This window comes from Nonomuraea sp. NPDC003560, assembly GCF_042878785.1.
In the GTDB taxonomy this organism is placed as follows: Bacteria; Actinomycetota; Actinomycetes; order Streptosporangiales; family Streptosporangiaceae; genus Nonomuraea.
On record NZ_JBIAOF010000004.1, the window covers coordinates 97,681 to 123,361 of the forward strand.

The window sequence follows — 25,681 nt, forward strand, 5'->3', positions numbered from 1 at the left end:
CCCCGCACGTCAGGCCGGGGTGAACCGGAGGCGGAGCGTCGCGCGGGCCGGGCGCAGGTCGTAGCGGGGGAGGGTGCCGGGGCCGCAGGTGGCGGTGCCGATGCCCTGGTGGGCGAGGTCCAGGTGGAGGTGGACGTGGTCGCCGGGCACCAGGTCGGGGCGGTGCCGGGCGGCCGCCAGCTCGGCGGTGCTCCACCGGCGGGCGGTCAGGCCGAACACCGGGTCGCCGTGGACCCTGAACCCGCCCGGCCCCGTCCCGCCGAACTCGGCCCACCGCACGTCGGCCCGGTGTCCGTTCTCCTGGGGGTGGACGTACGACGTCTGGAGGTCGTCGATCGTGGCGTGCCAGCGGCCGACGCGGGCGGCCATCCCGGTGTCCGGGTACGCCTCCCCCGGCCCCCTGCCGAACCACGTGACGTGGCCGAGCTCGCCGGGCAGCAGCAGGTGGACGCCCAGCCGCGGGATCGGCGCGGGCCACTCGCCCTCCGGCTCGACGTCCACGGACAGGTTCAGTGAGCCGGACGTGGCGGTCCACGCCCAGGTGACGAGCATGCCGAGGTCGGTGGCGGCGGGGGCGACCCTGGTGCGGACGGTGATGCCGTCGCCCGTCCCGATCCCGGCCACGCGGTGGGTGAGGCGATGCAGCCCGAGCTGCCGCCACTTCCGGTCCAGCCCGCCGTAGCGGTCGTTGTCGGTGGGGGCGCGGTAGAGGTCGAGCCGCGGACCTTCGACGTCCAGGCCGAACAGGCGCAGCAGCAGGCCGGTGCGGGGGTCGAACTCGCCGCCGCCCAGCCTCAGCCGCCCGCCGGACGTCTGCGGCCGGACTCCCGCACCGGCGGCGGCGGGAAGCGCGGGGCTCGGCAGGCGGGTCTGGGACCAGGCGAGCTCGTGGCCCGCGGCGGCCCACGGCTGGTCGCCGGTCAGGGGGGCGCGGACGGTGAGCCAGCGCTCCCCCGCGCCGTCCGGCGGCGGGGGCAGGGCGGGCAGCTTCACCTCGCCGCCGGACGGCGGCACCGCCAGCGGGAACCGCGCGACTTCGAGCCCGTCGTCCTCGACGACGGCCTCGAAGGCGAGGTGGGCCAGGTCGCGGAAGTCGTGCCGGTTGACCACCCGCACGACGCCGTCACCGAACTCGAACCGCACCGGCTCGAAGACCTTCTTCAGGTCCAGCAGGCCGGGTGAGGGCGTGCGGTCGGGAAACACCAGGCCGTCGATGACGAAATTTCCGTCATGGACGGATTCGCCGTAGTCGCCGCCGTAGGCGTACTCGTGGCGGGGATCGGTCAGGCCGTGGTCGATCCACTCCCACACGAACCCGCCGGCCAGCCTCGGGAACCGTTCGAACAGCTCCTGGTACTCGGCCAGGCCGCCGGGCCCGTTGCCCATGGCGTGGGCGTACTCGCACTGCAGGAACGGCATCGAGCGCCGCCGCGCGTCCAGGGCGGGGTCGTCGAGCGGGTCCTCCTCGCCGCGGCCGATGGCCTCGACCTCGGCGTGGGTGGCGTACATGCGCGAGTAGACGTCGGTGTGGGCGCACGACCGGTCACCCTCGTAGTGCAGCGGCCTGGACGGGTCGCGCTCGCGCGTCCAGCCGGCCATGACGGCGAGGTTGCGGCCGACGCCCGCCTCGTTGCCGAGCGACCACATGATGACGCTGGGGTGGTTCTTGTCCCGTTCGACCATGCGGCGCATGCGGTCGAGCAGGGCGTCGGCCCAGCGCGGGTCGTCGGTGGGGTTGCGCCGCCAGCCGACCTGGCCGAAGCCGTGCGTCTCCAGGTCGCATTCGTCGACGACCCACAGGCCCAGCTCGTCGCACAGGTCCAGGAAGGCGGGGTGCGGCGGGTAGTGGCTGGTCCTGACGGCGTTGACGTTGTGCCGCTTCATGAGCAGCACGTCCTCGCGCATGGTCTCGTACGGGACCGCGCGGCCGTGGTCCGGATGGAACTCGTGCCGGTTGACGCCCTTGAGCAGCAGCGGGCGGCCGTTGGCCAGGAGCACGCCGTCCTCGACGGAGACGGTGCGGAAGCCGACGCGCAGCCGTACGGTCTCGTGCGGGGTGGTGAGGACGGCCTCGTACAGGCGGGGCGTCTCGGCGGTCCACGGCTCGGCCTCGACGGTGATCTCGACGCCGGGCGCCAGGTCGCGCACGCCGAGCTCGGGGAGGCTCAGCAGGCCCTCGGCGGCCTCGAAGGAGAGCCGGCCGTCGTGGGCGGCGTGCACGAACACGTCGGCGGCCGACCGGGTGAGGGTGACGTCCCGGAAGATGCCGGGCAGCCACCACATGTCCTGGTCCTCCAGGTAGCTGGCGGCCGACCACTGGTGCACGCGCACGGCCAGCACGTTGCGTCCCGGACGCAGCCACGGCCCGGCGTCGAACTCGACGGGCAGCCTGCTGCCGGTGGAGAAGCCCAGCTCGTGGCCGTTCAGCCAGACCCTGGCGAAGGAGTCGACGCCGTCGAAGCGAAGCCTGCCGCCGCGCCAGCCGTCCGGCAGGTCGAAGGCGCGCCGGTAGTCGCCGGTCGGGTTCTCGTCCGGGACGTGCGGCGGGTCCACGGGGAAGGGGTAGGAGACGTTGGTGTAGGCGGGGGCGCCGTGGCCGTGCAGGGGCCAGTGGGCCGGCACCGGCAGCTCGTCCCAGGCGGAGTCGTCGAAGCCGGGCCGGGCGAAGTCGTCGGGCACGTCGGCCACGGGTGAGAGGCGGAAGCGCCACAGGCCGCCGAGGTCGAGGGCGGGGGCGTCGGAGCGGAGTGCCGCGCGGGGTTCGAGACGGCCCGAACCGGGGGCGAAGGTTTCGAGATCCATCCCTTCCGACAGTAGGGGTTGATGGTGGTTCCGTCAGCGATGCCCCGTCTGGGGTGCTTGGACTTCCCTGCCGTGGTTGTTGGAGGAATGGACGCGGCAGGGGCCCGGTCTCAGGCGTTCCTGGAGAACAGGAGCCCGTTCGCACCGGCCGGGCCGGGCAGCGCGGAGGCGGCCGCGAGGTAGCCGGCCAGCAGGCTCTCGGCCACCGCGCCCACGGCCGCGTCGCCGGGCAGGAACTCGGGGGTGTGCAGGCCGGCGGCGGTGTCCACGCCGACGAACATCATGAGCGACGGCGCCACCGAGGCGTAGTGGGAGAAGTCGTCGGCCCCGCACGAGCGCAGCCCGCCGTCCACGGTCCAGCCGTGGCCGCGCAGCAGCCCGCCGGCGCGCACGGCCAGCCCGGTGTCGTTGACCAGCACCGGCTCGCCCGGCAGGATCGTCACCTCGGCCACGCAGCCGCACGCCCTGGCGACGTCCTCGACCACCTGGGTGAAACGTTCGTGCAGCTCCTGGCGCCAGTTCTCGGACATCGCCCGGAGCGTCCCCCTGGCCACGGCCTCGCCCGGGACGGCGTTGGGCGCGGTCCCGGCGTTGACCGTGCCGAAGGTGACCACGGTGGGCGTCATCGGGTCGGCGACCCGGCTGACGACCTGCTGGGCGGTGACGATGACCTGCGCCATGGCCACCACCGGGTCCCTGGTGAGGTGGGGGTAGGCGGCGTGGCCCTCCGCTCCCCTGACGACCACCCTGAACTCGTCGGAGGAGGCGTTGACCGCCCCCGGCACGGAGGCGACCGTGCCCTCCGCCAGCAGGGGCTGCACGTGCGCGCCGATCATGGCGCCGACCTTGTGGCGGTGCAGCGCGCCCGACCCCACGACGTCGGAGGCGCCGGAGGGGAAGCCCTCCTCGCGCGGTTGCAGCACGACCAGCAGGGGCGGGTCGGCGCCGAGCCGGTCGAGGGTCCTGGCCAGGGCGACCACGGCCGCCATGTGCACGTCGTGGCCGCAGGCGTGCATCGCGCCCTCGGGGGCGGCCCACTCGACGCCGGTGCGCTCGGTCAGCGGCAGGGCGTCGAGCTCGCCGCGTACGCCGACCGCCGGGCCGGGACCGCCGATGCGCAGGACCGCGCCCGTGCCGGCGACGTGCTCGACCTCCCCGGCGGGCAGCGCGTCGAGCAGCCGGTCCCGCGTCGGGCCCTCCTGGCCGGACAGGCACGGCTCCGCGTGCAGCTGGCGGCGCAGCGCCTGCGCCGCGGGCAGCTCCCGCAGCAGGCCCTCCCGCAGCGCCGCGTAGGCGGCGCTCTCCACGCCGCCGGTCCCGATGACGGCTCCGTCGACGGGCCTGTTGATCGTACGGCCCCCGAAGTCGTTCACCCCGTGCTCTCCTCCCGTGTTCCCAGTCCGTAGACGCGTCGCGCGTTGTCCGCCCCGACCATCGCCGCCACCCGCATCGCCTGCCCGGCCGACCACTCGCCGTCCACCACGAGCCGGCCGAGCACCCGCGCCATCGCCCGCCGCCACAACACCGCGCCGAGGTGGTGCAGCTCGGCCGGCCCCCATCCGTCGGACGAGAACATGATCTTGGCGAACGGCGCCAGCTCCAGGCTCTCGGCCACCAGCGCCACGCTGCGGGCCCCGGTGTAGGTCACGCCGAGCCCCACGTCGAAGTAGACGTTGGGATAGGCCTGCGCGAGGAACCCCGCGTGCCGCTGGAAGGGGTAGCAGTGCAGCAGCACCAGCGGCACCCCGGTCGGCTCCGCGCGCTCGACGAGGCCGCGCAGCAGCAGCGGATCGGCCCGGCGCAGGTCGAGGTCGGGATCGCCGAGGCCGGTGTGGAACTGGATCGGCAACCCTCGCTCGATCCCGGCCCAGATCACGTGCCGCAGCAGCACCGGCTCCGTCAGCTTACCGCCGCCGGACCCTAGCCAGCGCCCGGCCGCCTCGGTGACCTCGGCCCGGCTCGGCGGCTCGGGGTCGAGGTCGAGGCCGTGGCGGTAGGCGGCGACGCTCTTGAGCCCGCGCGCGCCGCCGGTGCGCTCCCACAGCTCCCGCGCGAACGCGTCGGCGAACGAGGACGCGTCGCAGCCGCCGGCCGCGACCTGCTCGGCCACCGTCTCCAGCCGCACCACCTCGTCGGCGGGCGCGCCGGTGAGCTCGGCCATGCCGGACGGGCCCACGAGCTCGTCGCCCCGGTAGCCGGTCTCGACCAGGTAGTGGGCCACGTTCGTGGCGCCCAGCAGCAGCCGGTTCACCTCGCCGGCGCCCAGCCGGGCCCTCCTGGCCAGGTACTCCTCCGGCGTGCAGTGCGGTTCCAGGCCGAGGACGGGCGCGCAGTGGCGCAGGATGGCGTACCCCGTCTGGGAGTCGAACTGCGTCATCCACTCCGGCACCGGCCGGTCGGACTCGGTGATCAGCTCCTCGAACGCGGTGCGCGACAGGTCGCGCGGCACCACGCCGTGGACGTGGTGGTCGACCAGCGGCAGCTCCTCGATGGCCCGGACGAACCCGGCCGGGGCGAGGTCGAGGTCTGCGGCGGTGGCGTACACGTCGGTCACGGAGAGATCTACTCCCCCGTGGGCGCGCGGACGAACCACCCCGCCCCGATCCGGCGCCTCGATCAGGGGGCCGCGGCGGGCACCGCGAGCTGCTGGACCAGCCACGGCAGGGCCTGCGGCAGCTCCCGGTTCCAGGTGTTGAAGTTGTGGCCGCCGCTGGGCAGGATCAGCGACGAGGCCCGCATGGGCGCTTTGACGGCGTTCAGGAAGCGCTCGGTCGGCAGGTAGTCGGCCTCGCCCTTCCTGCTGCTGGTGACGAGCACGGCCACGGGCGGCGCGGGCAGCCGGGCCAGGCGCCACATCAGGTCGTTGCGGTCGGCGAGCGCCTTGTCGCCGTGGAACAGGTCGCCGGTGGTGCCGTCCAGGATCGTCTTGTAGTAGCCCGACAGGGAGACGGCGGCGGAGAACGCGTCGGGGCGGCTCATCGCCAGCTTCAGCGCGCAGTAGCCGCCGGTCGAGCCGCCGAGCACGCCCCAGGAGTCGCGGCCGGCCGCCGCCCGGTAGTGCGCGGTCACGGCCTGCCGGACGTCGGTGGCGAAGTACGTCAGCGCCTGCGGGCCGCCCGGCACGTCCACGCACTCGGTGTCGCGCGGCAGCACCACGCTCGGCCGCATCATGACCAGGACGGCCGGCTCGACCTGGTGCAGGGCGATGGCGTGGGCCAGCCGTCCGGGCAGGTCGAGGCGGGTCATGAGGTTGCGCGGGTCGCCGGGGTAGCCGGTCAGGGCGAGGATCGCGGGGAACCTGCGCCGCGGGTCCTTGTAGTAGGCCGAGGGCAGGAACACGTACGCCTCCTCGCTCAGGCGCGTGGTCGCGCCCGGCAGGACGACCTCCTCGATCCGCCCGCCCGGCACCGCCCGGCTGTCCAGCACCCGCAGCCCGGCCGCGGCCCCGGCGACGGTGATCTGGGCGGCGCCGGTGTCGGTGCCGAGCAGGTCGGCCCAGGAGGCGTAGAAGCCGAAGTAGTAGTTGACCAGCAGCGCGAGCGCCGCCACGGTGAGCGCCTGGCAGCCCGCCAGCAGGCCGGCCCGGCCGAGCACCGGCGGCAGGCCCCGCCCGGCCAGCCGCGGCCACACCCAGACGGTGGCCGCGAGCCCGGCCACCGCGAGCACCGCGGTGGTCACCAGCAGCGCGATCGAGGTCAGTCCCATGAACAGCAGGAATATCCCGGCCGGCGTAAGCGCGTGGTTAACGGCGAGATTAACCGGCAGGGGCTTCAATCGGTATTTGTGAAGCGTCCTTGGATCCCCGCGCTGGCGGGTTACGCGTCGCTGGTCATCGGCCTGCTGGACATCGCCAAGGCCGTGGCGCCGCGGCTGGAGCACACGCGGATGGGCCAGTGGTCGGATCTGCTGCCCGGGACGGTGACGACCGTGGCGCGGGCGACGTCGCTGGTGGTCGGCATCATGCTGGTGATGATCGCGCACGCGCTGCGCCGGGGTAAGGTGCGGGCCTGGCGGGCGGTGGTGGTGCTGCTGCCGGTGAGCGCCGTCATGGGCGTGCTGCACCTGCGGCCGGTGACCGCCGCGATCAGCGTCGTGCTGCTGGCCGTGCTGGTGGCCGGCCGGCGGGAGTTCACGGCGCTGCCCGACCCGCGCTCGCGCTGGCGGGCGTTGTGGAACCTGCTCGTGCTCGGCGTGATCGACCTGGCGCTCGGCTACCTGATCGTGAGCGTCCGGCCGGGCGCGCTGGTGGGCCGTCCGGGCGTGGCCGAGCGGCTGGAGCACGTGGCGCTGGGGCTGGCGGGCATCGAGGGGCCGGTCACGTTCACCGTGGAACGCGTCTCCGACCTGGTCTACTTCTCCCTGGTCGCGCTGGGCGCGCTGACCGCCGTGACGACGCTCTACCTGGCGCTGCGCCCGGAACGGCCGGCCGCCGAGCTGACCGCCGACGACGAACGCCGTCTGCGCGCGCTGCTGGACGTCCACGGCGAGCGCGACTCGCTCGGCTACTTCGCGCTGCGCCGGGACAAGAGCGTGATCTTCTCGCCGTCGGGCAAGGCGGCCGTGGCCTACCGGGTGGTCTCGGGCGTGATGCTGGCCAGCGGCGACCCGATCGGCGACCGCGAGGCGTGGCCGGCCGCGATCGCCGCTTTCATGGCCGAGGCGCGGCGGCACGCCTGGGTGCCCGCCGTCATCGGCTGCGGCGAGACGGGCGGCGAGGTCTGGACGAAGGTGGCGGGGCTGTCCGCGCTGGAGATCGGCGACGAGGCGATCGTCGAGGTCGACGGCTTCACGCTGGAGGGCCGCGCGATGCGCAACGTGCGGCAGATGGTCAACCGCACCCGCCGCGCCGGGTACGTCTGCCGGGTGCGCCGCGCCCGTGACGTGCCCGAGGAGGAGAAGGAGCGCATCCGCCGGGCCGCCGGGCTGTGGCGCGGCACCCAGACCGAGCGCGGCTACTCGATGGCGCTCGGCCGGTTCGGCGACCCCGCCGACGCCGAGTGCCTGGTGGCCACCGCCTGCCGGGACGGCGACCTCAAGGCTGTGCTGCACTTCGTGCCGTGGGGCGCCCGGGGCGTCTCGCTGGACCTGATGCGCCGCGACCGTGACGCCGACCCGGGCCTGAACGAGCTGCTGATCGCCGAGACGCTGCAGGCCGCGCCGTCGCTGGGGATCACGCAGGTGTCGCTCAACTTCGCGATGTTCCGCTCGACGCTGGCCCGCGGCGACCGGCTCGGCGCGGGGCCGGTGCTGCGGGCCTGGCGGTCGGTGCTGGTCTTCCTGTCGCACTGGTTCCAGATCGAGTCGCTGTACCGGTTCAACGCCAAGTTCCGGCCGATCTGGGAGCCGCGCTTCGTCGTCTACCCGAACGCCCGCGACCTGCCCAGGATCGGCGTCGCGGCGCTCCAGGCCGAGGCGTTCATCCCGTCGGGCCTGCCGCTGCGCGCCCGCCTGCGCCTGCCCCGGCCCTTCACCCACGACCGCGCCGCCGCCGCTCCCCAGACCCCGTGAAGCGCGCGGTTCACGGAGAGGCGGCGGTGCCGGTGGCGGGCCACATGGTGTTGAGGCGGCCGGCGGTGGCCTGGTAGGCGCGCTCGGCCTCCGGCGTCAGGACGACGTCGGCGCCCGGCCCGGCGGCGGCCAGCCGTTCGCGCAGGACGATGGAGTCGGCGGTGTCGGCCAGGTCGAGCAGCCCGGTGAAACGGGCGGCGGACGACACCAGCTCGGTGGCGGGCAGGCCGGTGCACACGGCGTCGAGGGCCTGGCGGACCACGCCCCTGCCGACCGCGCCGAGGCCGAGCGCCACCGCGGCGGCCGACAGGGTGGCCACGTCGAGCGGGTCGACGTCGACCAGGCGCAGCGGCACGTGCTCGACCTGGCCGCCGGGGGCGTACAGGCGACCGGCGAGGCGGGCGGCGGCGGCGCGCCTGCCCTGCGTGGGGCCGATCGCGCGCCAGAGCCGGCGCAGCGCGGTCAAGGCGATCCCGCCGGCCAGCGGGCCGGGCAGCGGCGAGCCCACGGACTCGGCGGCGCGCAGCACCAGCAGCAGCCTCTCCAGCTCGCCCACCGCGCGGGCCAGGTCTTCGCCCAGGTCGGGGACGAGGACCGCGCGCGGTCCGAGGCCGGTCATGTGCGGCTCCTCACGGAGCCCTCGTCGTCGAGCGGTCGTCGGGCGGCGGAGCAGTCAACCGGAGGGTCACAACCGGAGCGTACGCCGCCCCGGCCACGCCGCACACCCCACCGATGAGCACCCGGCCCCCAGCCCGCGTCCACCCCACCGGTGAACACCCCACCCCCAGCCCGTGCCCACCCCGACTCCGTCCCTCCCCCAGCCCGACACCCACCCCGCGCACCCGTGCGGAGCGGGCGAGCCGGGCGTGTGGGAGGATCTGGCCTCGATGGGTCCATGGTCGTTGGTGCGGTGGCTGCGTGCGGCGAGCTTCGCCGGCACGTGCGCCGCGCTGGCCGCGCTCGCCCACCTGGCGGGCGGCGGCTGCTTCGACCCCGGGGCGCTGCTGGCGGGGTTCCTGCTGGTCCTCGCGCCGGCCCTGGCGCTGACCGGGCGTGAGCGCACGCTGCCCGCCATCGTGCCCGCCACGGGCGCCTCGCAGGTCGTCCTGCACCTGCTGCTCTCCCTGAGCTGCGACCATCCCGTACCCGTCGCCGCCCCCGCGAGCGTGGTCCACGCGCACGACACGGGCGCCCCGGGGTTCGGGATGCTGCTCGTGCACGCGGCGAGCGTGCTGCTGACGTCGGTCTGGCTGCGCTGGGTGGAGTCGGGGCTGTGCGCCCTGGTCCGCGAGCTGGCCGGGTGGGTGCTGCGCCCGCTGCTGGTGCTGTTCCTCGTCGTGGCCGGGTGGGCCGCGCCGGCGCGCACACCGGTGGGCGGGCGCGACGACGTCACGGCGCGCGTGCGGCTGTTCCTGCGGCACGTGCTGGTGCTGCGGGGGCCGCCCGCGGATGGACCGGAGCCGCGACGGCCGGTCCGTCCGACGGTCGTGGGCCTGCCCGCCTAGGCGCGCCCGCGGTCCTTCGCGCGCCCGTCCGCCGCGGTTCCTCCGACGACAATCCCGGCTCGCCGCCGTGCCCGCCCCCGCCGTGGGGCCGGTCCGGCGTGCGCGCCTCCGGACTCGACTCAGAGGACATCACCCATGAGACCTTCCCGTACCCGCCGGGCCTCGGCGGTCGCGCTCGTGCTGCTGGCCGCCGCCTGCGGCACGCCCGCGGCGACCGGCGGCGAGGCGGCCACAGAGGCGGCCACAGAGGCGGCCACCGCGGCCGCGTCCGCCGGCCGGACCGTCTACCCCCTCACCTTCGACAACTGCGGCACGCGGGTCACCTTCCGCCGCCCGCCGCAGCGCGTCCTGATCCTGAACGGCACCAGCGTCGGCGAGGTGGAGAGCTTCCTGCTGCTCGGGCTGGAGCGCAGCATCCTGGCCAACGCCCAGAGCTACGGCGTGTCCGACGACCCGTCCATGACGGCCCGCATCAAGGCGCTGCCGACCGGCGGGCTGACCATGAACAAGAACTTCGACGTGCCCGCCGAGCAGGTGCTCAAGCTCAAGCCGGACCTGGTGGTCTCCACCTGGTCGGGCGGGTTCGACCCCGCCCGCGGCTTCGCCACCCGCGAGCAGCTCGCCGCGGCCGGCATCACCTCGCTGGTCAACCCGGTCAACTGCGCGATGGGCAAGCCGGAGGCCACCGAGCAGGAGAAGCGCGCCTACCGCAACCAGTCGATCAACTCCTCGCTGGAGTTCCTCAGCCTGCTCGGGCGGGTGTTCGACGTGCAGCGCGAGGCGTTCGACCTGATCGGGCGGCTGAGGGCGCGGATGGAGTCGGTACGGGCCCGCGTCGCGGCGCTGCCGCCCAGGAAGGTGCTGATCGCCTATCCCGGCATGGCCATGATGAACGCCAACGGCCTGCCCGCCGTGATGACCGGCGGCATCTACGACGACGTCATCAGGGCGGCCGGCGGGGTCAACGCCTTCGCCGGCCAGACCGCCGACATGACGCGCACCCTCAACCGCGAGCAGCTCGCCACCGCCCAGGTGGACGTGCTGGTCGTCGGGCTGTTCACGCCTGAGGACAAGGGCGAGGAGGCGGCGGCGAAGCTGTTCGCCGCCTACCCCCACTGGGCCGCGGCCAGGTCCAGGAGCTACACGGTCGTCTCCGACGGCGTCTACCTCGGGCCGCTGAACGCCTGGGCCGTGGAGAAGATCTCCAAGGTGGTGCATCCCGGTGGCTGACACGCTGGCCGCGCCGCCGCGCCGCGCCGTCCCCGTCCCGCCGCGGCGGCCGCACGCGGTGTCCGGGCGGGCGACCGGGTTCCTGCTGGCCGGGCTCGGGGCCGCGCTGGTCGTGGCCCTGGTGATCGGGATCTCCGCCGGGTCGGTGAACCTGCCGCCGGACCAGGTGTGGGGGGTGGTGTGGGCGTACCTGACCGGGCGGGGCGAGCAGGCCGATCCGCTGCTCGCGCAGGTCGTGTGGGAGATCCGCACGCCCCGGGCGCTGCTGGCCGCGCTGGCCGGGGCCGCGTTGTCGGTCGCCGGGGTCGCGTTGCAGGCGCTGGTCCGCAACCCGCTCGCCGACCCGTACGTGCTGGGTGTGTCGTCGGCGGCGTCGCTGGGGGCCGTGCTGGTGCCCGCGCTCGGGGGCGGCGCGCTGGCCGGGCTGACCGGCGCGCTCGGCGTCACGGGGGCCGCCTTCGCCGCCGCGCTGCTGTCGGCGCTGGTGGTGTACGTCCTGTCCCAGCGTTCCGGCAGGCTGCTGGACTCGTGGCTGGTGCTGACCGGCGTGGCCGTCGGCTACCTGTGCTCGGCGGCCACCACGTTCGTGCAGCTCCAGCTCAACCCGACCGAGCTGCAGGGCATGATGTTCTGGCTGATGGGCAGCGTCGCCGGGGCGTCGTGGGCCGATCTGGGCGTGCCCGCGCTGCTCGTCGCGTGCTGCGTGGCCTGGCTGTCCTCGCAGGCGCGGGCGCTCAACGCGCTGCTGGCCGGCGAGGAGTCCGCGGTCGCGATCGGCGTGCCGGTCGCGGCGCTGCGGATCGGGCTGCTGGCGGCCGGGTCGCTGCTGACGGCGACGGTGGTCAGCGTGGTCGGCGGCATCGGGTTCATCGGGCTGATGGTCCCGCACATGGTCCGGTTCGTGGTCGGGGCCGACCACCGCCGGGTGCTGCCGGTCTCGCTGCTGGCCGGCGCGGTGTTCCTGGTGCTGGTCGACCTGGCGGCGCGGATCGCCGACCGGCCGAACGAGCTGCCGGTGGGCATCTTCACCACGGGGCTCGGCGTGCCGTTCTTCCTGTGGCTGCTGCGCAGGCGGCGGGCGGGAGGCGGCGGCGATGCGGCTTGACCTCGCGGGCGTCAGCGCGAGCATCGACGCACGGCCCATCGTCACCGACGTCACGCTGAGCGCCGGGCCCGGCGAGTTCGTGGCGCTGGTCGGGCCGAACGGCAGCGGCAAGTCCACGCTGCTGCGCACGGTCTACCGGTCGCTGCGCCCGTCGGGCGGCGTCGTCCGGCTGGACGGCGACGACCTGTGGCGGATGCGGCCCCGGCACGCCGCCCGGCGGCGGGCGGTCCTGCCGCAGCACAACCCGGCCGGAGAGGGGTTCTCCGTGGCCGAGGTCGTCGCGGCCGGACGGCACAGTCACAAGCGGGCGCTGGACCGGGAGAGCGCGGGCGACCGGGCGGTGGTCGCCACGGCCCTGGAACGGGTCGGCATGGACTGGGCGGCCGACCGGCTGATGACCACGCTGTCCGGCGGCGAGCGGCAGCGCGTGCTGCTGGCCCGCGCGCTGGCCCAGGAGGCGCCGCTGCTGATCCTGGACGAGCCGGGCAACCACCTGGACGTCGGGTCCCAGCTGCTGCTGCTGGACCTGATCCGCTCGCTCGGCCTGACGCTGCTGGCCGCCCTGCACGACCTGGACCAGGCCGCCGCCTACGCCGACCGGATCGTCGTGCTGCGCGAGGGCCGGGTCGCCGGGCAGGGGCCGCCCCTGGAGGTGCTGACCCCGGCCTTCATCGAGGAGGTCTTCGGCGTCCTGGCCCATGTGGGGCCGCATCCGATCACCGGGCGGCCGCACGTCGCGGTGGCGTCCAGGGCGGGAGGTAAGCGCCTGCCCTAGGGCCGGTCAGCACTCGTCCCCCGGTGCGGAGCCGTGCCCGGCGCCGTCCGTCCGGCCGGTTATAAACGGAGCGGAGTGGATCTTCGTGGTGAAGGGGCCGGGGACCGTGTCGATCAGCAAAGTAGGACGAATGGCCGCCGGTGTCGGCCTGCTCGCGGCGGTGTGCGTGCCGGAGCGGGCCGTCGCCGTCCCGGCCCCTCTCCCGGTGGCGCCCCCGGTCGCGGCGCCGGTGCCCGCGCGGGCGCCGGTGCTGGACCTGGTGCTGGACGGCGGCCGGTTCGCGCTGCGGGACGCCTTCGCGATCCTGGCCGGCCGTCCCGTGCTCGCGCGGGTGTCGGACGCCGCGCGGGCCCGCATGGCGCAGTCGCGGGCGGGGGCGCTGGCGGCCCTGAGCGGCCAGCGGGTGTACGGCTGGAACCAGGCGCTCGGCCCGCTGAAGGACCGCCCGCTCTCGCCGGAGGAGGCCGAGCAGTTCCAGCGCAACGTGCTGCGCTCGCACGCGGCGGGCGTCGGCCCGGCCTTCCCCGACGACGTGGTCAGGCTGGCCCTGGTCCTCAAGGCCAACCAGATGGCCAGGGGGAAGATGGGCGTCCGGCCCGAGGTGCCGCAGCGGCTGCTGTCCCTGGTGAACGCCGGGGTCGTGCCGGTGATGCCGCAGATCGGCTCGCTCGGCACCGGCGACCTGCAGCCGCAGGCGGCGGCCGGGCTGGCCGCGCTGGGCGAGGACGCGCCGGTGCACTACCGGGGCGAGACCGGACCGGCCTCGCGGATGTTGCCGCGGGCCGGGCTGCCCGCGAGCTTCACCTTCGAGGCCGGGGAGGCGCTGCCGATCGTCAGCGGCAGCACGGTGCTGGCCGCCACGCTGATGCACGCCGTGCACCGGGCCACGGTGCTCGCCGACCAGGCGGAGGGGGCCTTCGCCCTGTTCATGGAGGCCACCAGGGCCGAGCGCGGCTCGCTGGACGCGCGCACGCACCGCGAGCGGCACATCCCGGAGGAGGACGCGGTCGCGGCCCGGCTGCGGACCATGGTCGCGGGTTCGGGCTGGATGACCGAGGAGGGCCGCAGGCGGCTCGACCCTGCGAACTACACCCCGCGCGTGCAGGACGCGGTCTCGGTGCGCGCGGCCCCGCACATCATGGCCGGGCTGCGGCAGGTGCTCGCCGCCACCCGCCGGGCGCTGGCGCGCGAGGCCAACTCCTCGGCCTCCAACCCGCTGGTCTTCCGGCGCGAGCGCGGCCCCGGCTACGAGTTCGTGATGGGCGGCAACTGGGACGGCTCGATCATGGGCCACCTCGCCGACAGCCTGAACGCCGAGATCACCGACCTCGGCGTCCTGTCGCAGGAGTTGTCCGGACGCCTGCTGTCGCCCCGCTGGAGCTACGGCCTGCCGGCGAACCTGGCCGGCGGGAGCGTCGGCCTGAACTCCGGGATGGTGCAGGCGCAGTCGGTGGCCGCGGCGGTGGTCCCGGAGATGCAGGTCAGGGCCCATCCGGCGGGCACCTTGTCGCGTCCGGTCAAGGACGGCCAGGAGGACCACAACACGATGGCCATGGCCTCGGCCCGCGACCTGCACGCGAACCTCGACCGCCTGGAGATCGTGCTGGCGGTGCAGTACCTGATGGCGGCGCAGGGCATCGACCTGATCGCGGCGAAGATGGCCGGCCTGCCGCTCGGGACGGCGACCCGCGCCCTGCACGACGAGCTCAGGCGCTACGTCGCGCCGCTGGGCGACGACCGATACCTGACCCCCGACCTGGAACGGACGATCTCGCTGGTGCACGCGGGCGGCCTGACGCCGTACCCCGCCCGGTGACGTCGCGGAACGGGTGAGGGGTGCGCAGGCCGCCGCGGTCGCGCGCCTAGGGCCGCCCGGACCTGGATGGCCGCATCATCGGGGCGGGCCTGCCGGCCGTGACGTACGTGCCGCCGTTGATCACGTCGCGGGCGGCGGTGTCGCGGGCCCTAGCGTCGGAGGCCCTGGTGTCGGAGGCCCTGGTGTCGCGGGTCGCCGTGTCGCCGCCGGTCCTGACGGTCACCAGGACCGGTTCGATCTCCTCCAGGTATCCGTTCGCCAGCAGCCAGCTCACCGGAACCTCTTCGCTGGTCTGCGGAGCCTCCGGGATGTACCTGCTGAGCACGTGGTACTGCGTGCCGCCGCCCGACTGCTCGAACGCGGGCGCCGCCGGGCCCACCTCGACGCGGAACGACTTGAGCACCCGGAACGCGTGATAATTGCACAGATGCTGCGGATCCTGCGGATTGGTGTTCAGGTTGCGCGGCGGCAGCGCGCGCAGGATGAATTGGTCGCCAAGCGGCGACAGGAACGCTCCCCCGTAACCGCCGAAACGGTCCAGCCGCATGCCGATCTGCAGAAACGTCGTCTTGAGCAGCAGTCTTCCGTTGGGGTAATTGCCGGAGCGGCCGAAACCGGAGTCGGGCGGGAAACGGTAATTGTTGGCGGCGTAGTCCCAGTAGCGCGAGAGGAAGTGCTGCGGGGTGAGACCGCCCAGCGGCACGTAGTCACGCAGAAGGGTGCCGAGGTAGCCGGTGCGGGGCAGGATCGTCGGCCCGAGGTCCGGGTCGCCGGTCACGTACGGCGGCCCGCAGACCAGCCCGCCGGCCTCCTTCTCGGGTTCGGCCGTGCCGGCAGGCGGCGGCGCCTGCCGGACGAGCGGGACGGTCTGCCGGAATGTGCTGTCGGCGTGCGCGGGCACGCCCCCCATGGGGTCGGCCGCCAGGCACATCGCGGCGACCAGGACGACGATTCGTCGGTTGATTCGCATGACTTTCCCGTGGATCCGTGCAGAAGAAGCGAATGAAGAGAGATCACAAGCGATTCGGCGGCATGGACGCGTCGTCCGGATATTCATCGGCGATGCCCGCTCGTATGCAGCCGGGTGTCGAATACGGTGATCGACAGCTACATTCCCGCCGGTCGCCCATATCGCATCTCCGGCATGACAAGAGAACAGCAAAGAGTGCGGCCACGAAAACGGCCATTCTCGCTAAGGGTTGAAATATCCGAGAATGCGACGCTTTGCGCGTCTCGCCGTACAGGGCCGATCAACCCGTCGCCGGGGGCTCACCTGGGGGGCGGGGGCAGCAGGCGGACCGCGTCCAGGGCCAGCGCGAGGTCCACGATGTCCCGCGGGCGGGTGAGCGAGCGGCCGGTGAGCTGCTCGATCCGGCGGACCCGGTTGATGATCGTGTTGCGGTGGCAGAACAGCCGGCCGGCGGCCCTGGCGGCCGAGCCGTCGCAGGCCAGCCAGGTCTCCAGGGTGGTCAGCAGCGTGTCGCGGTCGGCCGGGTCGAGGGCGAGCAGCCGGCCGAGCGCGCCCTCGACGAGGTGGCCGGTGACGCCGGGCCGGCTGATCATCAGCACGGCCGGCACGCGTTCGTCCAGGCGGGCGATCTCGGGGCCGCCGTCGGCGCAGGTGCGCATGGCGAGGGAGGCCAGCTCGTGCGCGGTGCCCAGCTCGTCCAGGCCGGCGACGACGGGGCTGACCCCGGCCACGCCGCTGACGATGAGGCTCAGCTCCTGGCACAGGTCGTCCAGGGTGGCCCGGCCGAGCGCGACGACGGCGACCTCGTGGCCGGTGCGCATGCGCCACAGCAGCCGCAGCGCGCCCAGAGCCGCGGGCAGCCGGACGTCGTCGTGGTGGCGTCCGCCGGGGAAGCGCACGGTGACGACGGCGTAGCGGGCGCGTTCGGGCAGGCCGAGCGAGTCGGCGGCGGCGCGCACCACCCCCGCGTCGGCGGTGCCGTCGAGCAGGGCGTCCAGCAGCGCGTTGACGCGTTCCTTGCTGCGGCCGAGGATCTCCTGCTCGCGCCGGGCGTAGACGTCGCAGGCCACCAGCGACTGCCGGTCGATCGCGTGCCAGACGTGGCTGGCGGCGCGGACCAGGACGTCGAGGCGGTCGGGGCGCTCGCGTTCCATGTGGTCCACGATCGCCGACCAGGTCACCTGGCCGGCCAGGCGGTACATGCGCAGCAGCGACTCCAGCGGAAGGCCCTGCTCGGCCCTGCGCTGGGCCATCGACCGGGTGAAGACCAGGTCGCGCCGCTCGGACGGCTCCTGCAGGATCGCGGTCAGGCCCAGGCGCACGCCTTCGAGGGTGCTCTTCCAGTGCTCGTCGTAGGGGACGCAGGCGCTGTAGACGTCGTCGCCGTCGCGCGTCCTGGCGACCAGCTCGCCGGTCAGTTCGGGCAGGCGTTCGAGCAGTGCCCTGGCTGCGGTGCGTAACGTCTGGCGGACGTCCTCGTCCACGACCGTAGGGGGACGCATTCCCCGAGGCTGCCACCGGCCGCCGTTCCAGAACAAGGCTCTGTAGCGTTTTGTGACCTCGCGTTGTGCGGCTGCACAACGGGCCCCCGGCCGCGGTGGGCAGCGAGCCCGACTTCGCCGCCGCATCTGGACGGCGGCCCCGCCCGCCGGTTTGGGTGGGCCGCCATGGGGTCCTGTGAGGAAGACGAATGGCCGAGCTGAGCGTGGACGGTCTCGTGGTGGACTACGGTCCCGTCCGGGCGCTGGACGGCGTGTCACTGAGCGTGCCGTCCGGGGCGGTGGTGGCCGTGCTGGGCGCGAACGGCGCCGGGAAGACGACGTTGCTGCGGGCGGTCTCGGGAACGCTCCGGTTCCACCGGGGCCGGATCGCGGCGGGCGGCGTCAGCGTGGCCGGGGCGCGGGTGGACGGGCAGCCGGCCGCGGCCGTGGTGCGGCGCGGCGTCACGCACGTGCCCGAGGGCCGCCGCGTGTTCGCCCGCATGACGGTGGAGGAGAACCTGCGGGCCGGCGGCCTGGGCACGCCGCGCGCGGCCGCCGTCCGGGCCGGGCGGCGGGTGCGCGAGCTGTTCCCGGTCCTGGCCGAGCGCGCGCACCAGCGCGCCGGGCTGCTGTCGGGCGGCGAGCAGCAGATGCTGGCCATCGGCCGGGCGCTGATGGCCGAGCCGTCGGTGCTGCTGCTGGACGAGCCGACGCTCGGCCTGGCCCCGCGGGCGGCCGCCGCGATCGCCGCCACGATCAGGGCGATCAACGCCGCCGGCACCTCGATCCTGCTCGTCGAGCAGAACGTCGCCACGGCCCTGTCGCTGGCCTCCCACGCGTACGTGCTGGAGGTCGGCGCGGTCGCGCTGGCCGGGCCCGCGGCCGAGCTGGCCGCCGGTGACGAGGTGCGCCGCCGCTACCTCGGCGTGGACGACGGGACCCCGGCCCCGCAGGCCAGGGCCGGATTGTCGAGGTGGTCCGCGTGACCCAGACATACCAACCGGATGGTATGCCCGCCCTGGAGGTGCGCGACGTGACCGTCCGCTTCGCCGGCCTGACGGCGCTGGACGGCGTCGGCTTCACGGTCGCGCCCGGCACCGTGCACGCGCTCATCGGCCCCAACGGCGCGGGCAAGTCCACCTGCTTCAACGTGCTGTCCGGCGTCTGCCGGGCCGCCTCGGGCAGCGTCCGGTTCGGCGCGAGCGAGCTGACCGCGCTGCGCCCGCACCGGATCGCCGCGCTCGGCGTCGCCCGCACGTTCCAGAACATCGCGCTCTCCCCGCACCAGCCGGTGCGGGACAACCTGCTGCTGGGCCGCCACCGGCTCACCCGGGCCGGGTTCGTCTCCGCGGGGCTCGGCCTGCCGGGCGCGCGCCGCGAGCAGCGCGCGCACGCCGCCAGGGTCGCCGAGATCGCGGCCTTCGCCGGGCTCGCCGCGGTGCTGGACACGCCGGTCGGGCTGCTCCCGTACGGCGTGCAGAAGCGGGTCGAGCTGGCCAGGGCCCTGGCCATGGAGCCACGCCTGCTCCTGCTGGACGAGCCGGTCGCCGGGATGAACGGCGGCGAGCGGCAGGAGATGGCCGGGCTGATCAGGTCGGTACGGGAGAGCCTGGGCCTCTCCGTCCTGCTGGTCGAGCACGACATGGGCATGGTCATGCGGCTGGCCGACCGGGTGACCGTCCTGGACTTCGGCCGCCGCATCGCCGACGGGCCGCCCGCCGAGGTGCAGAACGACCCGGCGGTCATCGGCGCGTATCTGGGCGTGGAGGTGACGGAGTGATCACTTTTGTGGAGCTGCTCGTCAACGGGGTCTCGCTGGGGGCCGTCTACGCGCTGATCGCGCTGGGCTTCGTCGTCATCTTCAAGGCGACCGAGGTGGTGAACTTCGCGCACGCCTCGCTGCTGCTGGCCGGCGGGTACGTGGTGGCGCGGCTGCATCCGCACCTCGGCTTCTGGCCCGCCCTGCTGGCCGGGGTCGCGGCGGCGGCGGTCATCGGGGCGCTGGTGGAGTTCCTGGTCATCCGCCGCTCGAAGGCCGGTTCGCACAGCGTGCTGGCCATCGTCACCATCGGCGTGGACATCGTGCTGACCACCGAGCTCACCCGGCGGATCGGCACGGAGGTGCTGGCCATGGGCGACCCGTGGGGCTCGCGGGTGCTGCGCCTCGGGCCGGTCACGGTCGCCGAGACCCGGGTCGTCGCGCTGGTCGTGGCCGGGGTGCTGATCGCGGCGTTCCTGCTGGCGTTCAAGTACACCGGGTGGGGGGTGGCGATGCGGGCCACCGCCGAGGACCCCGAGACGGCCGCGCTCATGGGCGTGCGGCTGGGCCGGGTCTCGGTCAGCGCGTGGGCCGTGGCCGGGGCGCTGGCCGCGGTGGCCGCGCTGTTCCTGTGCGTCTTCCCCACGCCCGGCCTGGACCGCGGCTCCTCGCTGGCCGCGCTGAAGGCCTTCCCCGCCGCGATACTCGGCGGCCTGGACTCCACCACGGGCGCGCTGGCCGGCGGCCTGATCGTCGGCGTCACCGAGGCCCTGACCACCGGCTACCAGAACGACCTGGCCTTCCTCGGCCGCGGGATCGGCGACGTGGCGCCGTTCCTCGTCATGGTCGTCGTGCTGCTGCTGCGGCCCGCCGGGCTGTTCGGGACGCGGGAGCGGGCCCGTGTCTAGGACCGTCGGGTCGCTGGTGGCCCTGGCCGTCTTCGTCGCCGTGCCGTTCTACCTGGAGGGGTTCTGGCTGCAGGCGGGCCTGTTCGCGATGGCGGCCGCGATCGGCGCGATCGGCGTCAACCTGCTGACCGGGGCGACCGGGCAGCTGTCCATGGGCCACGCGTTCTTCCTGGCCGTCGGCGCCTACGCCTACGTCTACCTGGCCGCCGAGCCCACCGCGTCGCTGGGCGGCCTGGGCCTGCCGACCCCGGTGGCCGCGGTGCTGGCGGTGGCGCTGGCCGGGGTCGCGGGCGGGCTGTTCAGCCCGATCGCGGGCCGGCTCAAGGGCGCCTACCTGGGCATCGCCACGCTGGCGCTGATCTTCGGCGGGCAGCATCTGCTGTTCAACGCCGGGCCGGTCACGGGCGGGTTCAACGGGCGTGCCGTGCCGGCGATGGAGCTCTTCGGGTTCGCCTTCGCCGACGGGCCGGAGCTGGTCGTCATGGACGTGCCGTTCGGCGCGCTGGAGCGGCTGTGGTTCCTGGGCGGCCTGGCGCTGCTGGCAGCGGCGCTGTTCGCCCGCGGCGTGCTGCGCGGGCGGCCTGGCAGGGCGCTGAACACGATCCGCGACCACGAGACCGCGGCCGGGGTGATGGGCGTGCCCGTCACCCGCTACCGGGCCGGCGTCTTCGTGTTGTCGTCCATGTACGGCGGCCTGGCCGGCGTGCTGCTGGCCCTGGTCTTCCAGCGGACCGTGCCCGACTACTTCGGCATGCTGCTCTCCCTCGACTACCTCGCGATGATCGTCATCGGCGGCCTGGGCTCGGTGGGCGGCGCGGTGCTCGGCGCCGTCTTCGTCTCCCTGCTGCCGCAGCTGCTGACCCGTTACGGCGACGCCATCCCCCTGGTGTCGCCGTCCGGCTCCGGCGGCGGCCTGTCCCCCGCCGAGGCCGCCCGCATCCTGTACGGCGCCGCCGTCGTCGCCGTCGTCCTCTTCCTCCCGGGCGGCCTGCTCGGCCTGCCGCGCGTCCTGCGCCGCCGGTCACCGGGGCGCCGCCCGTCCGCTTCACCGTCACCGGATCCGTCCCCGAAGACCAGGAGCTCACATGTCCCGTAACCGCACGGCCGTCCTGGCCGCGCTGCTGGCGCTGGGGCTGGCGGCCACCGCCTGCGCCAGCGGCAAGGCCACCGGCGGCGGCCAGGCGACCGCCACCGCCGCCGGCGGCGACGGCGTCAGGACCGGCCCCGGCGTCACCGCCGACACGATCACGCTCAGCCTGCTCACCGACCTGACCGGCCCCTACGCCTCGCTGGGCAAGAGCCTCACCCAGGCGCAGCAGCTCTACTTCGAGCAGGTCAACCAGAGCGGCGGCGTCTGCGGCAGGAAGATCGAGACCATCGTCCGCGACCACGGTTACGACGCGCAGAAGGCGATGGCCGCCTACGCCGAGGTCGCGCCCAAGACGGCCGCGATCCCGCAGTTCATCGGCTCGCCGATGGTCACCGCGCTCAAGGACCGGATCACCGCGGACAAGATCCTCACCCTGCCCATGGCGTGGGCCACCGGCCTGCTCGGCAGCGAGGCCATCCAGGTCACCGGCACCACCTACGACGTGGACATGATCAACGCCGTCGACTTCCTGGTGAAGGAGAAGGGCGTCAAGACCGGCGACCGGATCGGCCACCTGTACTTCGAGGGCGACTACGGCGAGAGCGCCCTCGCCGGGTCCAAGTACGCCGCCGGCGAGCTGGGGCTCACGCTGGTCGAGCAGAAGATCAAGGCGACCGACCAGGACATGACCGCGCAGGTGGCGGCGTTCAAGAAGGCGGGCGTGCGGGCCGTGCTGGTGTCGGTCGGCCCGCGCCAGGCGGCCTCGCTGGTCGGCGTGGCCCTGGCCGCCGGGATGGACGTGCCGTTCGTCGGCAGCAACTCGGCCTACAGCCCGCAGCTTCTGGCCACCCCGGCCGCGCCGGCCCTGCTGAAGGACTTCTTCTACGTGACCGCGGGCGCCCCGATCAGCGCGCCGCTGCCCGCCTACGCCAAGCTCATCGCCGACTACCAGGCCAAGTACGCCGGCCAGCCCCTGGACAGCGGCGTGGCGGCCGGCTGGACCGCGGCGATCATCGTCGGCGACGCGCTGCGCAAGGCGTGCCAGGCCAAGGACCTCAGCCGGGCGGGCATCGTCGCGGCCCACCGGTCGCAGAAGTCGTGGGAGGCCGGGCTGGGCGGCACGCCGATGGACTTCAGCGTCTTCGACCGGCCCGCCTCGCGCGCCTCCTACGTGGTCAAGCCCGACAAGCAGGCGGTGGGCGGCGCCGTCATCCTCAAGGAGGCGGCGGTGTCGGAGCTGGCCGGGAAGTACACCGTGCCGGCGGCCGGCTGACCGGCGGCCGCGCCACCGGCGCCCACCACCGGCGCCCACCACCGGCGCCCGCCACCGGCGCGCACCACCGGCGGGGTCACCGCCCGGTGGGCTCGCCGGTGAGCGCCGCCGGGCGGGGGGCGGCCAGCATGCGGCGGTAGACCGCCTCGTAGGCCGCGGCCATCGCGCTCACGCCGAAGTGCCGCTCGACGTGGGCGCGGCAGGCCCGCGGGTCGAGCCGCCCGGCCGCCTCGATCGCCGCGGGCAGCTCGGCCGGCTCCCGCAGGACGAACCCCGTCACGCCGTCCACCACGATCTCCGGCACCGCGCCCCGGCCGATGGCGACGACGGGCGTGCCGCAGGCCATGGCCTCGATCACCACCATGCCGAACGGCTCCTCCCACTGGATGGGGAAGACCATGCAGCGGGCGGCGGCCAGCAGCTCGCGTTTGCGCCCGGCGTCGGCCTCGCCCAGGTAGGTGACGCCGGGGCCGAGCCGCGGCCGTACGTGCTCGTCGAAGTAGAGGTGCTCGCACGGCTCGGTGAGCTTGCCGGCCAGCACGATGCGGCGGCCCGCGGCGCGGGCGGCGTCGATGGCCAGGTGCGGGCCCTTGCTGTGGCAGAAGCGGCCCAGCCACAGCACCCAGTCCTCCTTGTGCTCCCGGAAGGGGAAGGAGGCCGTGTCGAGCGCGTTGTGCACGGTGGCGATCCAGTTGAGGTCGGGTGCGTCGGCGCGCTGGGCGTCGGAGACGGCGATCAGGTTGACGTGCTCGCCGAGCGCCCGGTACACCTCGCCCAGCTCGCCGCCGGCATCGCCGTGGCAGGTGACCACGGTCGGGGTCGCCCGGCCGAGGGCGGTGAGCGGCCCGGCCAGTGAATGGTCGTGCACGATGTCGGCGGGCAGCCCTTCCAGCGCCCGCCAGGCCTGGGCGGCGTGCAGCACCTCGGGCAGCCCCTCGCCGATCCGCTCCGAGGGCGCCTCGGGGTAGGTGACCAGGAACTTGGCCGGAAGACCGGTGCTGCCCGCGCCGATCAGCGTCACCTCGTGGCCGCGGGCGGACAGGCCCGTGATCAGGTCGGCGAGCATCTGCTCGATCCCGCCGTAGGCCCGCGGCGGGACCTCCTCCCAGGGCGGAGCCACCATCACGATGCGCAGCGCGCCTTCCCAGTCGTCCTCGGGATCCGTCGTCATCCCAGCACCTCCCCCGTGTCGGTCCGGTCGTCACAACGCCGGCAGGCCGTGCGCCCTGCGGGCGGGGCCGGAGCGGCAGGCGCCGCTGATCGGGCAGCGCGGTTCGGTGACCAGCTCGACGCCGTCGGGCAGGCCGGACACCAGCGGCGTGCCGTCCTCGCCCCTGACGCGGATGCCGACCCTGGAGTCGCCCACCGGCATGCCCTTGATCGTCACCTCCCCGAACCCCTCGGGCAGCGCCGGGACCAGCCACATCTTCCCGTACGGCACCCACGGGTCCAGCCGCAGCAGCGTGCGCAGGAGCTGGATGGGCGCGGCGGCGGCCCACGCCTGCGGCGAGCACGACGTCGGGTACGGCACCGGCCGCCCGTACTCCTCCTTGCCGAACCCGCAGAACAGCTCCGGCAGCCGCCCCCCGAAGGCGTGCGCGGCCTCCAGCAGCCCGACGGCGATGCGCTGGGCCTCCTCGACGTGGCCGTAGCGCATCAGCCCGGCGGCGATGATCGCGCTGTCGTGCGGCCACACCGAGCCGTTGTGGTAGCTCATCGGGTTGTAGGCCCCCATGGACGAGGCCAGCGTACGCACCCCGAACCCGGTGAACATCTCCGGCGAGAGCAGGTGGCGGGCCACCTGCCGGGCCTTGTCCTCGTCGGCGATGCCGGCCCACAGGCAGTGGCCCATGTTGGAGCCGAGGCCGTCGATGGGCCGGCCGCGCCCGTCCAGGCCCATGGCGTAGTAGCCGGGGCCGGGCAGCCAGAACCGTTCGTTGAACGCCTCCCTGATCTCGCGCGCCCGCTGCACGTAGCGCCGCTCGGCGGCCTCGTCGCCCTGCTGGCAGGCGAAGTGGGCGCGGGCGAGGTAGGCGGCGTAGACGTAGCCCTGCACCTCGGCCAGGGCGATCGGCGGGCGGGCGATGGTGCCGTCGGCGAAGTTGACGCCGTCGAAGGAGTCCTTCCAGCCCTGGTTGACCAGGCCGCGGTCGGTCTTGCGCTGGTACCAGACGAAGCCGTCGCGGCCGGCGTACTCCTCGATCCAGGCCAGGGCGGCGTCGGCGTGCGGCAGCAGCTCCTCGACCGCCTCGCGGTGCACGCCCCAGCGGCGCAGCTCGCCGAGCAGCATGACGAACAGCGGGGTGGCGTCCACCGAGCCGTAGTAGGCCCGCCCGCCGTACGGCGAGGAGCCGTCCTGGACGCCGAAGCGCAGCTCGTGCATGATCTTGCCGGGCTCCTCCTCCGACAGCGCGTCGACCTTGGTGCCCTGGAGCCGGGCCAGCCGGCGCAAGGTGCCGAGGGCGAGCGTCTGGTCCAGCGGCAGCGCCATCCAGGAGGTCAGCAGCGAGTCGCGGCCGAACAGCGTCATGAACCAGGGCGCGCCGGCGGCGATCGCGGGCGGCTCGTCGGGATGGTCGCGGTCGAACAGGCGCAGGCTGCCCAGGTCCTCGCGGGAGCGGGCCAGGGCCTCGACGAGGGCGGCGTTCGTGCTCTCCAGGACGGGGGTGCTGGCGGTCCACTCGGCCAGGCGGCGGGCCGGCTCGGCGTGGTGGGGGGGATGGGCGACCGGGAACCGGGCCGCGGACTCCTCACCCTCGTGGACCGGCGTCACCAGCACGGTGACGTGCCATTCGCCGCGGGCGGGCACGACGACGTCGAAGGTGAGCAGGCCCGGCGCGGTGACGACCGGCGTGCCGGGCGGTTCGACGGCGATCCTGGCGCCGCGGGCGCGGCTGGGCGAGTAGACCTCGATGCCGCGTTCGCCGGGGTTCATCTCGACGTCCTCGGCGGGCCAGCTGCGTTCGGACTTCACCTCGAACAGGTCGGCCAGGTCGGCGCCGGCCTGCACGCACACGACGCAGCCCGCGGCCTCCTCGGACATGTTGCGCAGCGTGAGGTCCTCGCGCAGCCCGCCGCCGACGTAGCGGTCGCGCACCACGAGCAGCGTGCTCTCCGCCCATCCGGGACGCGGCCGGGCCTTGCCGAGGAAGGTGGCGTGGTAGGGCTCGCCCATGATGACCTGCAGCGGCTCGACGGGATGGTCGTCCACGCGCAGCATCCAGCGGGACAGCAGGCGGGTGTCGGCGTGGTAGACGCCCTGCGCGCCGCCGGGGACGATGTCGCCGCCGCACTGGCACACGCAGAACGAGCCGCCCTCCACGAGCGTGACCGTGTCGCCCAGCGCGCCGGGTTGTCCCTCGAAGGTCCATGCGTTCACCGACGAACCCCCAGTCCTTCCCCCGGTCCCGCGCCTCGCGGGGGCAGGTCCCCGCACGTCAGGAGTGCTATCCGGGGGAA

Annotated in this window: 20 protein-coding genes; 11 read left to right on the forward strand and 9 right to left on the reverse strand. The window is 74.3% G+C overall.

The features are described 5' to 3' along the window. Positions 1-9: 9 nt before the first annotated feature. The 4 genes from ACFYUV_RS16725 to ACFYUV_RS16740 form a co-directional block, all read right to left on the reverse strand. Positions 10-2,802 carry a glycoside hydrolase family 2 TIM barrel-domain containing protein gene (locus ACFYUV_RS16725; RefSeq protein WP_387669394.1) on the reverse strand — a complete coding sequence of 931 codons (2,793 nt, stop codon included), beginning with the start codon at positions 2,800-2,802 and terminating at the stop codon, positions 10-12. Between the two features lie 110 nt (positions 2,803-2,912). Then, the gene (locus ACFYUV_RS16730) at positions 2,913-4,175 is read right to left on the reverse strand and encodes a M20 family metallopeptidase (RefSeq protein ID WP_387669396.1); all 1,263 of its coding nucleotides are present in this window, start codon (positions 4,173-4,175) and stop codon (positions 2,913-2,915) included. Further along, a complete protein-coding gene (locus ACFYUV_RS16735) occupies positions 4,172-5,356 on the reverse strand; it encodes an amidohydrolase family protein (protein ID WP_387669398.1) in 1,185 nt (394 codons plus the stop codon). The genes ACFYUV_RS16730 and ACFYUV_RS16735 overlap by 4 nt, the downstream gene beginning before the upstream one ends. Positions 5,357-5,418: 62 nt before the next feature. Then, positions 5,419-6,507, reverse strand: a complete 1,089-nt coding sequence (locus tag ACFYUV_RS16740) for an alpha/beta hydrolase (RefSeq protein ID WP_387669399.1) — start codon at positions 6,505-6,507, stop codon at positions 5,419-5,421. A gap of 78 nt (positions 6,508-6,585) precedes the next feature. Here ACFYUV_RS16740 and ACFYUV_RS16745 point away from each other — a divergent pair, with 78 nt between their 5' ends. Further along, positions 6,586-8,310: a phosphatidylglycerol lysyltransferase domain-containing protein gene (locus ACFYUV_RS16745; RefSeq protein ID WP_387669401.1), complete on the forward strand. Its 1,725-nt coding sequence runs from the start codon at positions 6,586-6,588 to the stop codon at positions 8,308-8,310. A 10-nt stretch (positions 8,311-8,320) separates the two neighbouring features. Here the strand turns inward: ACFYUV_RS16745 and ACFYUV_RS16750 are convergent, their stop codons facing one another. Then, positions 8,321-8,929: a hypothetical protein gene (locus ACFYUV_RS16750; RefSeq protein WP_387669403.1), complete on the reverse strand. Its 609-nt coding sequence runs from the start codon at positions 8,927-8,929 to the stop codon at positions 8,321-8,323. 172 nt (positions 8,930-9,101) lie between these two features. Between ACFYUV_RS16750 and ACFYUV_RS16755 the strand changes: the two genes are divergently transcribed. The 5 genes from ACFYUV_RS16755 to hutH all read left to right on the forward strand — a co-directional run bounded on the left by ACFYUV_RS16755 (position 9,102) and on the right by hutH (position 14,741). Then, positions 9,102-9,815 (forward strand): hypothetical protein, encoded by a 714-nt coding sequence (locus tag ACFYUV_RS16755; protein ID WP_387669405.1) that lies wholly within the window; start codon positions 9,102-9,104, stop codon positions 9,813-9,815. A 135-nt stretch (positions 9,816-9,950) separates the two neighbouring features. Beyond that, positions 9,951-11,045 (forward strand): ABC transporter substrate-binding protein, encoded by a 1,095-nt coding sequence (locus tag ACFYUV_RS16760; protein WP_387669407.1) that lies wholly within the window; start codon positions 9,951-9,953, stop codon positions 11,043-11,045. Further along, positions 11,038-12,150: a FecCD family ABC transporter permease gene (locus ACFYUV_RS16765; RefSeq protein WP_387669409.1), complete on the forward strand. Its 1,113-nt coding sequence runs from the start codon at positions 11,038-11,040 to the stop codon at positions 12,148-12,150. Before ACFYUV_RS16760 ends, ACFYUV_RS16765 begins: the two co-directional genes overlap by 8 nt. After that, positions 12,140-12,925: an ABC transporter ATP-binding protein gene (locus ACFYUV_RS16770; RefSeq protein ID WP_357976647.1), complete on the forward strand. Its 786-nt coding sequence runs from the start codon at positions 12,140-12,142 to the stop codon at positions 12,923-12,925. Before ACFYUV_RS16765 ends, ACFYUV_RS16770 begins: the two co-directional genes overlap by 11 nt. Positions 12,926-13,055: 130 nt before the next feature. Then, positions 13,056-14,741 carry a histidine ammonia-lyase gene (gene hutH, locus ACFYUV_RS16775; protein ID WP_387669411.1) on the forward strand — a complete coding sequence of 562 codons (1,686 nt, stop codon included), beginning with the start codon at positions 13,056-13,058 and terminating at the stop codon, positions 14,739-14,741. Between the two features lie 46 nt (positions 14,742-14,787). Here hutH and ACFYUV_RS16780 read toward each other — a convergent pair whose 3' ends face one another. Both ACFYUV_RS16780 and ACFYUV_RS16785 read right to left on the reverse strand, forming a co-directional pair. Then, entirely contained in the window at positions 14,788-15,711 is a 924-nt protein-coding gene (locus ACFYUV_RS16780) for a TNT domain-containing protein (RefSeq protein WP_387669412.1), read from the reverse strand. A 299-nt stretch (positions 15,712-16,010) separates the two neighbouring features. Then, complete coding sequence (locus ACFYUV_RS16785) at positions 16,011-17,213, reverse strand: PucR family transcriptional regulator (protein ID WP_387669413.1); 1,203 nt, start codon at positions 17,211-17,213, stop codon at positions 16,011-16,013. 188 nt (positions 17,214-17,401) lie between these two features. Here ACFYUV_RS16785 and ACFYUV_RS16790 point away from each other — a divergent pair, with 188 nt between their 5' ends. From ACFYUV_RS16790 to ACFYUV_RS16810, 5 genes are read left to right on the forward strand one after another with little or no spacing between them, the layout of a single operon-like run. Then, positions 17,402-18,178, forward strand: a complete 777-nt coding sequence (locus ACFYUV_RS16790) for an ABC transporter ATP-binding protein (protein ID WP_387669414.1) — start codon at positions 17,402-17,404, stop codon at positions 18,176-18,178. A gap of 23 nt (positions 18,179-18,201) precedes the next feature. After that, complete coding sequence (locus ACFYUV_RS16795; protein WP_387669416.1) at positions 18,202-18,972, forward strand: ABC transporter ATP-binding protein; 771 nt, start codon at positions 18,202-18,204, stop codon at positions 18,970-18,972. Further along, positions 18,969-19,859, forward strand: a complete 891-nt coding sequence (locus ACFYUV_RS16800) for a branched-chain amino acid ABC transporter permease (RefSeq protein WP_358286314.1) — start codon at positions 18,969-18,971, stop codon at positions 19,857-19,859. Before ACFYUV_RS16795 ends, ACFYUV_RS16800 begins: the two co-directional genes overlap by 4 nt. Beyond that, entirely contained in the window at positions 19,852-20,955 is a 1,104-nt protein-coding gene (locus tag ACFYUV_RS16805) for a branched-chain amino acid ABC transporter permease (RefSeq protein ID WP_387669417.1), read from the forward strand. The genes ACFYUV_RS16800 and ACFYUV_RS16805 overlap by 8 nt, the downstream gene beginning before the upstream one ends. Further along, on the forward strand, positions 20,945-22,222 hold the full coding sequence (locus tag ACFYUV_RS16810; protein ID WP_387669418.1) for an ABC transporter substrate-binding protein: 1,278 nt from the start codon (positions 20,945-20,947) through the stop codon (positions 22,220-22,222). The genes ACFYUV_RS16805 and ACFYUV_RS16810 overlap by 11 nt, the downstream gene beginning before the upstream one ends. A gap of 76 nt (positions 22,223-22,298) precedes the next feature. On the opposite strand, the gene ACFYUV_RS16815 is transcribed toward ACFYUV_RS16810, so the two are convergent. Both ACFYUV_RS16815 and ACFYUV_RS16820 read right to left on the reverse strand, forming a co-directional pair. Beyond that, positions 22,299-23,393: a glycosyltransferase family 4 protein gene (locus ACFYUV_RS16815; protein WP_387669420.1), complete on the reverse strand. Its 1,095-nt coding sequence runs from the start codon at positions 23,391-23,393 to the stop codon at positions 22,299-22,301. A gap of 30 nt (positions 23,394-23,423) precedes the next feature. Beyond that, positions 23,424-25,601, reverse strand: coding sequence for a glycogen debranching N-terminal domain-containing protein (locus ACFYUV_RS16820; RefSeq protein WP_387669421.1), 2,178 nt, complete (start codon positions 25,599-25,601; stop codon positions 23,424-23,426). Positions 25,602-25,681 lie beyond the last annotated feature (80 nt).